Annotated in this window: 13 protein-coding genes, 1 rRNA gene, 1 other RNA gene and 1 other annotated feature; of the genes, 13 read left to right on the forward strand and 2 right to left on the reverse strand. The window is 51.5% G+C overall.

Going from position 1 to position 13,668, the window contains the following annotated elements; all coding sequences use genetic code 11:
* Positions 1-28: 28 nt before the first annotated feature.
* Positions 29-145 (forward strand): 5S ribosomal RNA (gene rrf, locus NST29_RS00065).
* Positions 146-285: 140 nt separating this feature from the next.
* On the opposite strand, the gene NST29_RS00070 is transcribed toward rrf, so the two are convergent.
* A complete protein-coding gene (locus NST29_RS00070; protein WP_033018347.1) occupies positions 286-1,278 on the reverse strand; it encodes a YaaC family protein in 993 nt (330 codons plus the stop codon).
* Between the two features lie 125 nt (positions 1,279-1,403).
* Between NST29_RS00070 and guaB the strand changes: the two genes are divergently transcribed.
* From guaB to serS, 5 genes are all read left to right on the forward strand, one after another.
* A complete protein-coding gene (guaB, locus tag NST29_RS00075; RefSeq protein WP_033018346.1) occupies positions 1,404-2,870 on the forward strand; it encodes an IMP dehydrogenase in 1,467 nt (488 codons plus the stop codon).
* A gap of 103 nt (positions 2,871-2,973) precedes the next feature.
* Positions 2,974-4,332, forward strand: coding sequence for a D-alanyl-D-alanine carboxypeptidase family protein (locus NST29_RS00080; protein ID WP_061912683.1), 1,359 nt, complete (start codon positions 2,974-2,976; stop codon positions 4,330-4,332).
* A 128-nt stretch (positions 4,333-4,460) separates the two neighbouring features.
* Positions 4,461-5,345, forward strand: coding sequence for a pyridoxal 5'-phosphate synthase lyase subunit PdxS (gene pdxS / locus NST29_RS00085; protein ID WP_033018342.1), 885 nt, complete (start codon positions 4,461-4,463; stop codon positions 5,343-5,345).
* 24 nt (positions 5,346-5,369) lie between these two features.
* Positions 5,370-5,957, forward strand: a complete 588-nt coding sequence (pdxT, locus tag NST29_RS00090) for a pyridoxal 5'-phosphate synthase glutaminase subunit PdxT (RefSeq protein WP_033018341.1) — start codon at positions 5,370-5,372, stop codon at positions 5,955-5,957.
* A gap of 5 nt (positions 5,958-5,962) precedes the next feature.
* Positions 5,963-6,182 (forward strand) — a binding site (T-box leader).
* 54 nt (positions 6,183-6,236) lie between these two features.
* Entirely contained in the window at positions 6,237-7,511 is a 1,275-nt protein-coding gene (serS, locus tag NST29_RS00095; protein WP_033018340.1) for a serine--tRNA ligase, read from the forward strand.
* Positions 7,512-7,757: 246 nt separating this feature from the next.
* Here the strand turns inward: serS and NST29_RS00100 are convergent, their stop codons facing one another.
* Positions 7,758-9,050, reverse strand: a complete 1,293-nt coding sequence (locus tag NST29_RS00100; protein WP_033018338.1) for a glycoside hydrolase family 18 protein — start codon at positions 9,048-9,050, stop codon at positions 7,758-7,760.
* A gap of 85 nt (positions 9,051-9,135) precedes the next feature.
* Here NST29_RS00100 and tadA point away from each other — a divergent pair, with 85 nt between their 5' ends.
* The 7 genes from tadA to NST29_RS00135 all read left to right on the forward strand — a co-directional run bounded on the left by tadA (position 9,136) and on the right by NST29_RS00135 (position 13,504).
* Positions 9,136-9,633, forward strand: coding sequence for a tRNA adenosine(34) deaminase TadA (gene tadA, locus NST29_RS00105; RefSeq protein ID WP_033018337.1), 498 nt, complete (start codon positions 9,136-9,138; stop codon positions 9,631-9,633).
* A gap of 38 nt (positions 9,634-9,671) precedes the next feature.
* Positions 9,672-9,936, forward strand: an RNA gene (ffs, locus tag NST29_RS00110) — signal recognition particle sRNA large type.
* A gap of 111 nt (positions 9,937-10,047) precedes the next feature.
* Positions 10,048-11,727, forward strand: coding sequence for a DNA polymerase III subunit gamma/tau (dnaX, locus tag NST29_RS00115; protein ID WP_033842752.1), 1,680 nt, complete (start codon positions 10,048-10,050; stop codon positions 11,725-11,727).
* Positions 11,728-11,749: 22 nt separating this feature from the next.
* Positions 11,750-12,076 carry a YbaB/EbfC family nucleoid-associated protein gene (locus NST29_RS00120; RefSeq protein ID WP_033018335.1) on the forward strand — a complete coding sequence of 109 codons (327 nt, stop codon included), beginning with the start codon at positions 11,750-11,752 and terminating at the stop codon, positions 12,074-12,076.
* A gap of 9 nt (positions 12,077-12,085) precedes the next feature.
* Positions 12,086-12,682 carry a recombination mediator RecR gene (recR, locus tag NST29_RS00125; RefSeq protein WP_033018333.1) on the forward strand — a complete coding sequence of 199 codons (597 nt, stop codon included), beginning with the start codon at positions 12,086-12,088 and terminating at the stop codon, positions 12,680-12,682.
* Between the two features lie 22 nt (positions 12,683-12,704).
* Entirely contained in the window at positions 12,705-12,956 is a 252-nt protein-coding gene (locus NST29_RS00130) for a YaaL family protein (protein WP_033018348.1), read from the forward strand.
* A gap of 284 nt (positions 12,957-13,240) precedes the next feature.
* Positions 13,241-13,504 carry a pro-sigmaK processing inhibitor BofA family protein gene (locus NST29_RS00135; protein WP_033018332.1) on the forward strand — a complete coding sequence of 88 codons (264 nt, stop codon included), beginning with the start codon at positions 13,241-13,243 and terminating at the stop codon, positions 13,502-13,504.
* The last annotated feature ends 164 nt before the right edge of the window (positions 13,505-13,668 follow it).

The raw sequence follows: 13,668 nt of genomic DNA on the forward strand, positions 1-13,668 counted from the left end.
AATGATTGATGAAAAACGGAATCGCTTGCCTAGTGGTGATAGCGGAGGGGAAACACCCGTTCCCATCCCGAACACGGAAGTTAAGCCCTCCAGCGCCGATGGTAGTTGGGGCCAGCGCCCCTGCAAGAGTAGGTCGCTGCTAGGCAAAAAATCCCTTGTCGATGTTCATATCGACAAGGGATTTTTTGTTTGGTTTGACCGTTATGTTTCGTACTGTAAAGAAATAGTTTGTTCTCAGCCAACGCAGAGTGGCAGCCGTTACTGCGGGTTGGATCATAACGGCATTTACGCATCGGCTGAGCAGCTGTTCCATTTTTGCATCAAGTATTCATTCACGAGCCATGGAACTTTTTTCGCTGACACGGTGAGAAATTCGACAATAAAAATATACGCTTTGCTTGGATAGGAGTGAAGAAGCTCGCACCACCACTCGGTTTCATACCGAGAAATCATGCTCAAATTGTACAACAATAAATAGTGAGCATGTATTTCCGGTAACAAAAAAATTTTTTCTTTCTTGACCGCGATTCGATAGGTGCCATCAAGCTGAAAGAAAAATGGTCCCTCCCCGACCGGGGAAAGCGGCGCTGTCAGTTGAAAACGTAGCCATTCTCCTTCTTCATTGACAAATGTGATCGCCTTTCCTTGCCCCTCTTCCCGTAGGTATTGAAGGAAGCGAGTCAATGGCATGTGATAATAGTCTAAAATGGCTTTTGGGATGGCTACCATTGGAGGGGAGACAGTATGTACAACCGGCAAAGACAACTGCTTTTTTCGTCCACTTAAGAGGAAAAAGGTGTCATGCAATTCGCCGATCCGTTGCAACAACGCCCCCATCCGAAACTTCTCCCCGGCTTCCTGTTTCACATGAAACATTTTTTCAGAAAAATGAGTGAATAAACCGTTTTTTTGTACTTTTACCTCATCATCAAGAAATTCATAACCTTGCTTTTTCCGTTTCCTTGCTGATACACCGTGGGCGAGGACTGACGTCGACTCAGGATAATCGGGATCAACGGTAAGCAGACATGCTTTTAAAAGCTGCACCATACCATAAAACAACAACACAGGCTTGATTGACAGCGGTGCCTGTTGAGCTGTAGCATAAAAGTTCTGCCCGTGCTCCAAATAATATAAAAACGGGTAGCAGTTCGTATAGCTGCGCTGAACAGCATCTTCGCGATGCAATTGTTTGTAGCATTGCTGCAAAAATTGGCGAGCGGTGTCAGCGGATTGGAAAACGGAAAGGCGGGGTTGTTTGTTGTTATTTCCGAACATTTTATCCCCCCTGTCACTAGATGATGAACAAATAACTGAAAAGTTGAACATTTCCCTGATTCCTTGACAGTAGTTTAACCAGTTGTTAAGCTACTAATAATATTTCCGGACAAGGGGGAGAAAACATGTGGGAAACGAAATTTGCAAAGGAAGGTTTGACGTTTGACGATGTTCTTCTCATCCCAGCCAAATCAGACGTATTGCCGCGCGACGTTGATGTGACGACAAAATTGAGCGATACCCTGCAGCTGAACATCCCCATTATTAGTGCCGGCATGGACACTGTGACGGAAGCCGAGATGGCCATTGCCATGGCTCGGCAAGGAGGACTTGGCATTATTCATAAAAATATGTCCATTGAGCAGCAAGCCGAACAAGTGGACAAAGTGAAACGCTCAGAGCGGGGGGTTATTACCGATCCCTTTTTCTTGACACCTGACCATCAGGTGTATGACGCGGAACATTTAATGAGCAAATACCGGATTTCAGGTGTGCCGATCGTCAACAATGCCGACGAACAAAAGCTTGTTGGCATCATTACGAACCGCGATTTGCGCTTCATTCAAGATTACTCGATAAAAATTTCCGAGGTAATGACGAAGGACCATTTAATCACTGCTCCGGTTGGAACAACGTTGGAGGAAGCGGAGAAAATTTTGCAAAAACATAAGGTTGAAAAACTGCCTTTGGTCGATGAAAACGGAGTGTTGAAGGGGCTCATCACCATTAAGGATATTGAAAAGGTGATCGAGTTTCCCAACTCGGCAAAGGACGCTAAAGGACGGCTTGTTGTCGGTGCAGCCGTAGGGGTGACAGCCGACACAATGATCCGCGTCAAAAAGCTTGTTGAGGCGGGAGTCGACGTCATTGTTGTCGACACAGCGCACGGTCACTCCAAAGGTGTTCTTGAGACGGTAGCGAACATTCGTCGTCAATACCCAGACTTGAACATTATCGCTGGCAATGTCGCGACAGCTGAGGCGACGCGCGATTTAATTGAGGCGGGGGCGAACATTGTCAAGGTTGGAATTGGACCGGGATCCATTTGTACGACGCGGGTTGTCGCCGGGGTCGGTGTTCCACAAATTACGGCGATCTACGACTGTGCGACAGAGGCGCGCAAACACGGCGTTCCCATTATCGCTGATGGCGGGATTAAATACTCCGGTGACATCGTGAAGGCGATCGCAGCTGGAGCGCATGCCGTCATGCTTGGAAGCTTGCTCGCCGGCGTTTCGGAAAGCCCGGGAGAGACAGAAATTTATCAAGGCCGCCGCTTTAAAGTATATCGGGGCATGGGATCGGTCGCGGCGATGGAGCGCGGCAGCAAAGATCGCTACTTTCAAGAAGATGCGAAAAAGTTCGTTCCCGAAGGCATTGAGGGGCGCGTGCCATACAAAGGACCGCTCGCCGATACGATTTACCAGCTCGTCGGCGGACTGCGCGCCGGTATGGGCTATTGCGGGACGAGAAACTTGGATGAGTTGCGGGAGAAAACGCAATTTATCCGCATGACGGGCGCAGGGTTGCGCGAAAGTCATCCGCACGATGTACAAATTACGAAAGAGGCGCCAAACTACTCCGCGTTTTAAGCGCAGTTGCGCCAATCGTCCTAAGTTTGACGGAGATTCGTCCTCCGTCTATTTTTTTGGCTGTCCATATGTTACAATAACGGTTGTGTAAGGAGGGTGCGACGTGAAAACGAAAAAACAAACTTGGTTTTTTTGGCTGCTATCGATTTGTCTTTGTTTGACCGTTTGGCCGTTCCAACGAACGGTGCAAGCGGAAAGCGCGCCGCTTGACATTCGAGCCGATGCGGCCATTTTAGTGGACGCGCAAACAGGAAGAATTTTGTATGAAAAAAATATTGATACAGTGCTCGGCATTGCCAGTATGACAAAAATGATGACTGAATATTTGCTTCTTGATGCGATTAAGGCGAAGCGCGTCAAATGGGATCAAACGTATACGCCGAGCGAGTATGTATATCGGCTTTCCCAAGACCGTGCCTTGTCGAACGTCCCGCTGCGCAAGGACGGCAAATATACGGTGCGGGAACTGTATGAAGCGATGGCGATTTATTCAGCTAATGCCGCAACGGTTGCCATTGCTGAGATCATAGCTGGATCGGAAAAAAATTTTGTAACGATGATGAACAAAAAAGCGAAGCAGCTTGGGCTCAAAGATTATAAGTTCGTCAATGCGACCGGGCTCAGCAATCAAGACTTAAAGGGCTTCCATCCAGAGGGAACGAACACGGATGAGGAAAATGTTATGTCCGCACGGTCCATGGCGATGCTTGCCTACCGGCTGTTGAAAGACCATCCCGAAGTGCTGGAAACAGCGAGTATTCCCCGAAAAATATTCCGGGAAGGAACAGAAGATGAAATTCGAATGGACAACTGGAATTGGATGCTTCCTGGCCTTGTATACGGATACGAAGGGGTTGACGGGCTGAAAACTGGCTATACAGAATTTGCCGGCAACTGCTTTACCGGAACGGCAAAGCGGAACGGGGTGCGCCTCATTTCTGTTGTTATGAACGCGAAAGACGCGAGTGGAAAAACGACAAAAGAGGCGCGCTTTCAAGAGACGGCCAAACTGTTTGATTACGGATTCCATCAATATTCGCTTCAAACACTTTATCCGAAAGGATATGAACTGAAAGGAAAAAGCACAGTTCCGGTAGTCAAAGGGAAAGAAAAAGAAGTGCGCGTCGCTACGGCGAAAAAGCTGGCACTGCTCGTCAAAAACGGTGAGGAAAAACAGTACAAGCCCGTCTATGTATTCGATAAGAAAAAAATGACAAAGGAAGGGAAACTGCTCGCTCCACTGAAAAAAGGAGAAACTGTCGGGTATATGACGCTCGACTATAAAGGAGATGACTCCCTTGCCTTTTTAAGCCCGGACATGGAGAAAAACATCCGTGTTCCGCTTGTGACGACCGCTGAGGTGGAAAAAGCAAACTGGTTTGTGCTCTCCATGCGCGCGATCGGCGGCCTGTTCGCCGACTTATGGACGAGCGCTGCGAAAACGGTGAAAAGCTGGCTGTGAAGCGACTCCCCTGCTTGGGGAGCTTTTTTCCATTGTGATTTTTGTAAAAATTGAGGTAAAATAAAACAGTGGAATCATCCTTTTGCGTATATGACTAAGCATAAGGATAGGAATAGGGGGAATCAACGTTGGCATTGACAGGCACAGACCGCGTCAAACGCGGCATGGCAGAAATGCAAAAAGGCGGCGTCATCATGGACGTTGTCAATGCGGAACAAGCGAAAATTGCTGAGGCGGCAGGGGCTGTCGCGGTCATGGCGCTTGAGCGCGTCCCGGCGGACATTCGCGCTGCCGGCGGCGTCGCGCGCATGGCGGACCCGACGGTGGTCGAAGAAGTGATGAACGCCGTTTCCATCCCGGTGATGGCGAAAGTGCGCATCGGTCATTATGTGGAAGCGCGCGTCCTTGAGGCGCTCGGCGTTGACTACATCGACGAAAGTGAAGTGTTGACGCCAGCTGATGAAGAATTTCATATTGACAAGCGGCAGTTTACGGTTCCGTTTGTATGCGGGTGCCGCGACTTAGGTGAGGCCGCCCGCCGCATCGCGGAAGGGGCGTCGATGCTGCGGACGAAAGGGGAGCCGGGGACAGGCAACATCGTTGAAGCGGTGCGCCATATGCGCAAAGTCAACGCGCAAATCCGCAAAGTCGTCAGCATGAGCGAGGACGAGCTTGTCGCTGAGGCGAAGCAGCTTGGGGCTCCGGTCGAAGTGTTGCGTGAAATTAAACGGCTTGGCCGCCTCCCGGTCGTCAATTTCGCCGCCGGTGGTGTCGCGACACCGGCTGACGCTGCTCTCATGATGCACTTAGGCGCAGACGGCGTCTTTGTCGGGTCAGGCATTTTCAAATCGGAAAACCCAGAAAAATATGCGCGGGCGATCGTTGAAGCGACGACTCATTACGAGGACTACGAGCTGATCGCCCACTTGTCCAAAGGGTTGGGCGGCGCGATGCGCGGCATCGATGTCGCGACATTGTTGCCGGAGCACCGCATGCAAGAACGCGGTTGGTAAGCCGGACAAAGGAGCTAAGGAACGATGAAAATTGGAGTGCTTGGACTGCAAGGGGCCGTGCAAGAACATATGCGCGCCATTGAGGCGTGCGGCGCCGAGGCGGTCATCGTGAAAAAACCGGAGCAGCTCGCTGGACTCGATGGGCTCGTGCTGCCGGGTGGCGAAAGCACGACGATGCGGCGCCTGATTGACCGGTACGGACTCATGGAGCCGCTGAAGCAATTTGCCGCCGCCGGCAAGCCGATGTTCGGCACGTGCGCCGGACTCATTTTGCTGGCGAAACGAATCGTCGGTTACGACGAGCCGCACTTAGGGTTGATGGACATTACGGTCGAGCGGAACTCGTTCGGACGGCAGCGGGAAAGCTTTGAAGCGGAGCTGTCGATTCAAGGGGTCGGCGACGGGTTCGTCGGCGTCTTCATCCGTGCGCCGCACATCGTCGAGGTCGGAGACGGGGTCGATGTCCTCGCGACATACAACGACCGCATTGTCGCGGCCCGGCAAGGCCAATTTCTTGGCTGCTCGTTCCACCCCGAACTGACCGATGACCATCGGTTCATGCAATACTTCTTAAATATGGTCAAGGAAGCAAAAAAGGTATCAAGCGTATAATAAATGCGAACGCGATGAGAGGAACTAGTAGCAGGCATTCCTCCTTTCAGAGAGCCGGTGGGTGGTGCGAATCGGCAGGCGGCGCCTGTGAATCCATCCTCGAGCAAAATGCTGAACACCTAAGCGGTCAGTAGGCGTTTTCGGCAGCCGCCGTTATCGGCATGAGCGGAAGGCATGATGAGCCTTCAATAAGGGTGGCACCGCGGGATGGCTCCCGTCCCTTTTTTGGGACGGGAGCGTTTTTATGTATAATAAATGGTGGGTAAGGAGGTAAAACAAATGCTGGATGTCAAATTACTGCGCACTCAATTTCCAGAGGTAAAAGAAAAGCTGATGCAGCGGGGCGGGGACTTGGCCCACATCGACCGGTTTGAGCAGCTCGACAAGGAGCGCCGCCGTTTGATCGCGGAAGTCGAAGAGTTGAAAAGCAAGCGCAACAATGTGTCGCAACAAATCGCTGTCTTAAAGCGTGAAAAAAAGGACGCTGAACCGTTGATCGCCGAAATGCGTCAAGTCGGCGACCACATTAAACAATTGGACGAGCAAATTCGCCAACTTGAAGAAGAGCTTGACGGTCTTCTTTTGTCGATGCCAAACGTGCCGCATGAGTCTGTGCCGGTCGGCCAATCGGAAGAAGATAACGTCGAAGTGAGACGATGGGGAGAACCACGCTCGTTTCCGTTTGCACCGAAGCCGCATTGGGACATTGCTGACCAGCTCGGTTTGCTTGATTTTGAGCGGGCCGCCAAAGTGGCAGGAAGCCGGTTTGTGTTTTATAAAGGGCTAGGGGCTCGTCTTGAGCGGGCCTTAATCAACTTTATGCTCGACATTCACCTCGATGAGTTTGGTTACCAAGAGGTGTGGCCGCCATATTTAGTGAACCGGGCGAGCATGATCGGAACCGGTCAGCTTCCGAAGTTTGCTGAAGATGCGTTTCATTTGGACAGCGAGGATTATTTCCTCATTCCGACAGCGGAAGTGCCGGTGACGAACTTGCATCGCGATGAAATTTTAGCGGCTGACGATTTGCCGCTTTACTATGCGGCTTACAGCGCGTGCTTCCGCGCCGAAGCTGGCTCGGCTGGCCGCGACACGAGAGGACTCATCCGCCAGCACCAATTCAATAAAGTCGAGCTCGTCAAGTTCGTCAAGCCGGAGGATTCATATGCGGAGCTCGAAACATTGACGCGCCAAGCGGAAACGATCTTGCAGCGGCTCGGGCTTCCGTATCGTGTCGTCGCCTTGTGTACAGGGGATCTTGGATTTTCCGCCGCGAAAACGTATGACATCGAGGTGTGGCTGCCAAGCTATGGGACGTACCGGGAAATTTCGTCGTGCAGCAACTTCGAGGCGTTCCAAGCGCGCCGCGCCAATATCCGCTTCCGCCGCGAGCCGAACGCAAAGCCGGAGTATGTGCATACGCTAAACGGCTCAGGGCTGGCGATCGGGCGCACTGTCGCCGCCATTTTGGAAAACTATCAGCAGGAAGACGGTTCGGTCGTAATTCCCGAGGCGCTCCGTCCGTACATGGGGAATCGGGATGTCATTCGCTAAGCGGGGAACAGAGGTGATTCCTCTTCGCCATTGATTGACTTTTCCTTACGGTCGTGTTATAGTGAATGACGTTGGCAATGAGAAGAAAGGAACGGCGGACGCCAATCCCCCTATTCTCGGCCACGGCGATGAAGAGCCATACTGACGCGCATAAGAGGAGAATTGTCTATTCGGAACGGCTTCCCACTAAGCCGCCGTTTCCGACCATAAAAAAACCCGCCTTCAATCGGCGGGTTTTTTTATCCGTCATCCTCCCCTCTTTCCGACGATAAACTGATCATTGATCAACAACCCATTTTGCGGGAAATCAACGCCAAGCTTCCAGTAGCTCACCCCGCGCAGCCCGAGTTCTTTGACTAACTGGAATTTGGCTTGAATCGACCGCGCGTCTTCAAACCATACCTCATGTTCGCGGCCGTTCTCATCGCGATAGCGAAAGTGCGGCGCTTGCGCCTCGATGTCGTATTCAATGGCGACGTTATACCTCGCAGCGAGGGCGATGGCTTGCTGCGGACTAAGCGCTCGGGCGTATGGACCTCCCGGTACGTACGGCAACGTCCAGTCATAGCCATACAAGTTTTGTCCCATTAAAATTTTCCCTGCCGGTATTTCCGAAATGGCATACTCAAGTACGCGCCGGACCGGGCCGATTGGCGAAACGGGCATTGGCGGTCCGCCGCTGTACCCCCATTCGTACGTCATAATGACGACAAAATCGGCGATTTGCCCGTGGGCCCGGTAATCGTGCGCCTCATACCAGCGCCCGCGCTGAGTCGCACTCGTTTTCGGCGCTAACGCGGTCGACATTAGCCACCCTTCTCGTTCAAACCGCCGTTTTGCCTTGCGCAAAAAGGCGTTGTATGCCTCGCGGTCTTCCGGGCGCAAATATTCAAAATCGAAATGAATGTCGCGAAAACCGTAACGTCTGGCGGTCGCGACAATGTTGTCGAGCAAGCGGTTTTGTAGCGTCTCATTCGTTAAAATAAGGGCGCCAAGCTCGTCGCTGAACTGTCCGTTTTCAATGTTGGCAACCACCATAACAAGCGTGACGCGGTTGGCGCGGGCGATGGCGGGAAAGTCGTCAAGCGGCGGTTCTTGCAGTGTTGCGTCGCGCCGGATAGAAAAATAAAAGGGGCTTAAATAGGTCAAATACGGGGCGGCCTCGCGGGCGCTCGCTTCCAGTGCCGGGCTGACCGTGGCTCCGCGCGGCTCAATGTATGCGTTAAATTCCGCTCTCCGCTTGGCGCCGGGAGGGATGTACAACCGCTGACCGACCCGCAGCGGGGCATTTAACGAGAGGCGGTTCACCTCTGCAAGCCGCTGCATCGGAATCGAGAATCGGCGTGCAATCGACCATAAACTGTCGCCGCGCTGCACCCAATAAAAACGGCCAACGATCGGGATCACCAGCGTCTGGCCGACAACGAGTTTATCAGGGTTTGGGAGCTTGTTGGCCCGGACAATTTCCTCGACGGTCGTTCCGTATGCCTCGGCAATCCCGCTCAACGTTTGTCCGCTCTGTATGACATGGATTTGCATACTGGCCCTCCTAGTTGCGTCTTTATTCTCCATATTTTATGATGGAAAGGCAAGAGAAATGACCGTTTGCGCAAAGGGGTATACGATGAACCACGATGAGTATTACATGAGGTTGGCGATTGAAGAGGCAAAAAAAGCCGAGCAAATCGGTGAAGTGCCGATCGGCGCCATCATCGTCCAAGACGGCCGCATCATCGCCCGCGCCCATAATTTGCGGGAAACGGAGCAGCGCGCCATTGCCCATGCGGAAATTTTAGCGATTGATGAAGCGTGCCAGGCGATCGGTTCATGGCGGCTTGAGCGGGCGACGTTGTATGTGACGCTTGAGCCATGCGCCATGTGTGCGGGAGCGATCGTTCTTTCCCGCATTGAGCGGGTGGTGTTTGGCGCCAGCGACCCAAAAGGAGGCTGCGCCGGGACGTTGATGAACTTGCTGCAAGAGAGCCGGTTCAATCATCAAGCTAGCGTGACGAGCGGTGTGTTGGCAAGCGAGTGCGGCTTGCTGTTAAGCGATTTTTTCCGCCGGCTGCGGGAACAGAAGAGAAATGTTGGCGGGAGTTCCAATGAAAAATCGGTTCGGTGACATTGCTTTTTTTCTGCAAACGAGCTATACTGATAGTGCCGTGCTAAGCGGGGAGGTAGCGGTGCCCTGTACTCGCAATCCGCTCTAGCGAGGCTGAATTCCTTCTCGAGGTTAGTCTGTTGTGAGGTCTGTCTCAAGCAAGTGGTGTTGACGTCTGGGTCCTGCGCAATGGGATTCCGTGAACCCTGTCAGGTCCGGAAGGAAGCAGCAGTAAGCGGATGCTCCCATGTGCCGCAGGGGTGCCTGGGCTGAGCTAACTGCTTGAGCAACGCTCGGGGCAGCTAATCGACAGAAGGTGCACGGCCTTACATAGAAGAAAAAACCCACTCATAACGAGTGGGTTTTTTGTTATTTCAAATCGAAACGAGAAGTTATATAATAAATAAGATGAGAGGAAGAGGAGGGCCGTTTTCCGTGGCATATCAAGCGTTATACCGTGTTTTCCGGCCGCAGCGCTTCGCTGACATGGTTGGCCAGGAGCACGTGACTAAGACGTTGCAAAGCGCCCTGCTTCACCATAAAATATCGCACGCTTACCTATTTTCCGGTCCGCGCGGGACGGGAAAAACGAGCGCGGCGAAAATTTTTGCCAAGGCGGTCAACTGCGAACGGGCTCCGGCGGCCGAACCATGCAACGAATGCCCTGCTTGCCTCGGCATCACAGACGGAACGATTCCGGATGTGTTGGAAATTGACGCCGCCTCCAACAACCGTGTCGATGAAATCCGCGACATTCGCGAAAAGGTCAAATTCGCTCCGACCTCGGTCCGCTACAAAGTGTACATTATCGATGAAGTGCACATGCTATCAATTGGCGCGTTTAACGCCTTGCTGAAAACGTTGGAAGAGCCGCCGAAACACGTCATTTTTATTTTGGCTACCACTGAACCGCACAAAATTCCGGCGACGATTATTTCCCGCTGCCAACGGTTTGATTTTCGCCGCATCCCGCTATCGGGTCTCGTGTCGCGTCTGAAATACGTAGCCAATGCCCAGGGGGTGCAGGCATCTGATGAGGCACTGTCCGCTATCGCGCGTGCTGCCGATGGCGGAATGCGTGATGCTCTCAGTTTGCTCGATCAGGCCATCTCGTTTAGCGATGGAACGATCGAGCTTGACGATGTGTTGATGATGACCGGGGCGGCATCATTTGCAGTGTTGGCCGGTTTGATTGAAGCGATTCACCGGAAAGACACGGCCGCAGTGTTGCAACAGTTTGAGGCGATGATGGAGCAAGGAAAAGACCCGAATCGTTTGGTGGAAGACTTGATTTTGTACTATCGTGACTTGCTTTTCTATAAAACCGCCCCTCATGTCGAAGACGCCATTCAAATTGCCATTGTTGATGAAACGTTCGTCTCCCTTGCTGAGACGATTTCGCTCCACGATGTGTACGGGGCTATTGAATTGCTGAACAAAAGCCAGCAAGAGATGAAATGGACGAACCACCCGCGCCTTTTGCTGGAAGTGGCGCTTGTGAAGCTTTGTCATTCGCCATCCGCCGCTTCGGCGCTCTCTGTTTCCGAACTTGAACCGTTGATGAAGCGACTGGACATGCTAGAAGCAGAATTGCGCCGTCTAAAGGAACAATCGTCCGTTTCTTCATCCGCTCCCGCCTCAACGAAAAAACCGGTGAAAGCGGTGAAAGCAGGGGGATATAAAGCGCCAGTCGGCCGCATTTATGAGCTGTTGAAGCAAGCGACGCACGAAGATTTGGCACTGGTGAAAGGCCGCTGGGCGGATGTGCTTGATACGTTAAAGCGGCAGCACAAAGTATCGCATGCCGCGCTCCTGCAAGAAAGCGAGCCTGTTGCGGCAAATGCCTCGGCATTTGTGTTAAAATTTAAATATGAAATCCATTGCAAAATGGCAACCGATCCAGCAAGCTCGGTCAAAGAAAACGTTGAAGCCATTTTGTTTGAACTGACTCATCGGCGCTTTGAAATGATCGCTATCCCGGAAGAGGAATGGGGAAAAATAAGGGAAGAGTTTATCCGCAACAAAGAAGCCAAAGCGGAAAAAAGCGAGGAGGAGCCGTTGATCGCTGAGGCAAAGCGGCTGTTTGGCGAGGAATTGATCGAAATGAAAGAATAACCGACCAAAGGAGGATGTGAAAATGATGCGTGGCGGAATGGGCAATATGCAAAAAATGTTAAAGCAAATGCAAAAAATGCAAAAAGAAATGCAAAAGGCGCAGGAAGAACTGGCGGAAAAAACAGTGGAAGGCACAGCCGGGGGCGGCATGGTAACCGTGATCGCCAACGGCCATAAACAAATTTTACAGGTAAACATTAAAGAAGAAGTGGTCGATCCGGATGACATTGAAATGCTGCAAGATTTGGTTTTAGCAGCGACAAACGACGCCCTCAAAAAAGCGGATGAACTGGCCAATGATATGATGGGGCAGTTTACAAAAGGGCTTAACATTCCAGGATTGTTCTAGGGGGATACGATGCATTATCCAGAACCGCTATCCAAACTGATTGATAGCTTTATGAAACTGCCCGGGATCGGCCCAAAAACGGCTGCCCGCCTAGCTTTTCATGTGTTAGCCATGAAAGAGGATACCGTGCTTGAATTTGCCAAAGCGCTTGTTGACGTCAAGAGACAGATTCGTTACTGCACGGTTTGTGGGCATATCACCGATCGCGATCCTTGCTACATTTGCAAAGATGAGCGTCGGGATCGAACAACGATTTGTGTCGTACAGGATCCGAAAGACGTCATCGCCATGGAGAGAATGAAAGAATACAACGGCTTATATCACGTCTTGCACGGCGCAATCTCCCCAATGGAAGGCATTGGTCCGGAAGATATTAAAATCGCCGAACTATTGGCGCGGTTGCAGGACGAAACGATTCAAGAAGTCATTTTGGCAACCGACCCAAACATTGAGGGAGAAGCAACGGCGATGTATATCTCGCGCCTGTTGAAGCCAACGGGGATTAAAGTGACTCGCATCGCTCATGGCTTGCCTGTTGGCGGTGATTTGGAATATGCGGATGAAGTGACACTGTCAAAGGCGTTGGAAGGGCGTCGCGAACTATAGAGAAAAAAAGGTGGGGATCGATTTGCTTTGGCGGCGAAAGGGGAAACTAAAGAGACAGTTTGATGAAAAGCTGCTAGCTGAACTGCAAAAGGCAAGAGACGAATGGCTCGAGCAAAAGCAGCTCATCGAAAAAAGTGTCGACCCGTCACCAGAAGTGTGGAGCGCGCTGCAACTCGCCGAGGCCAAATATTTGTTTCTTCTCCGCGAGGCAAAGCACCGCCGCGTGACAAACGTCCATCGGTTCCATCCTATGCGCGGAGCGGTTCGTCGCTGAGCATAGGAGAAGCCGGTGATGTCGGTGTGGAAATCGTTGGTGATCGTTTCTTCCGGTTAGACGGCTTTGAGCGCCCACTACTAGGGCTGAAATGCAGCCGAGGGGTTAGAAACGCCTGAAACCATGGAAGGCCGGTGATTGAAGGAGAAATACCGCTCTCCAACAGTGTTTCTCAAACCTTCCTTCTGATGAAAAGAATGTGCCCTTCGCTATATTTTTTGTTCTTTTTTCCCCCGCTGTTCATACGTTTGTAGTACAAGCGTAGAAAAAAGGGGGTTGAGTCTTTGGAGCCAAATGTTGTGATTCCTTTGTTATTGGTATTCATCACAATGCTGCTGATTGTTGGCGCCCGCCTTAAAGCGCTCCGCTTGATCGGTTACGCTGCCGTTCGGCTGCTCGTCGGCGCGCTTGCATTGTTTGTCATCAACGCCATCGGCGGACAGTTCAGCGTTCATATACCGATCAATTTCATCACTTCACTCATTTGCGGGTTTCTCGGTCTTCCCGGAGCAGCAGCGTTGATTGTCATTGATCAGTATATTTTGTAGGAGAAAGGCCATTCTTGTAGCGAAAGGGCAAAATCCAATATAAAGAAACGATGGAACACGAATCGTTTTGTGATGGAGAGAAAGAGACGTCTCCTTACTTTTTTAGGGACGTCATTTTTTTTATAAAAAACCATTGACTTTTTGATCATTGTTAGGTATATTAA

The organism is Geobacillus sp. FSL W8-0026 (assembly GCF_037966255.1).
Taxonomy (GTDB): domain Bacteria; phylum Bacillota; class Bacilli; order Bacillales; family Anoxybacillaceae; genus Geobacillus; species Geobacillus icigianus.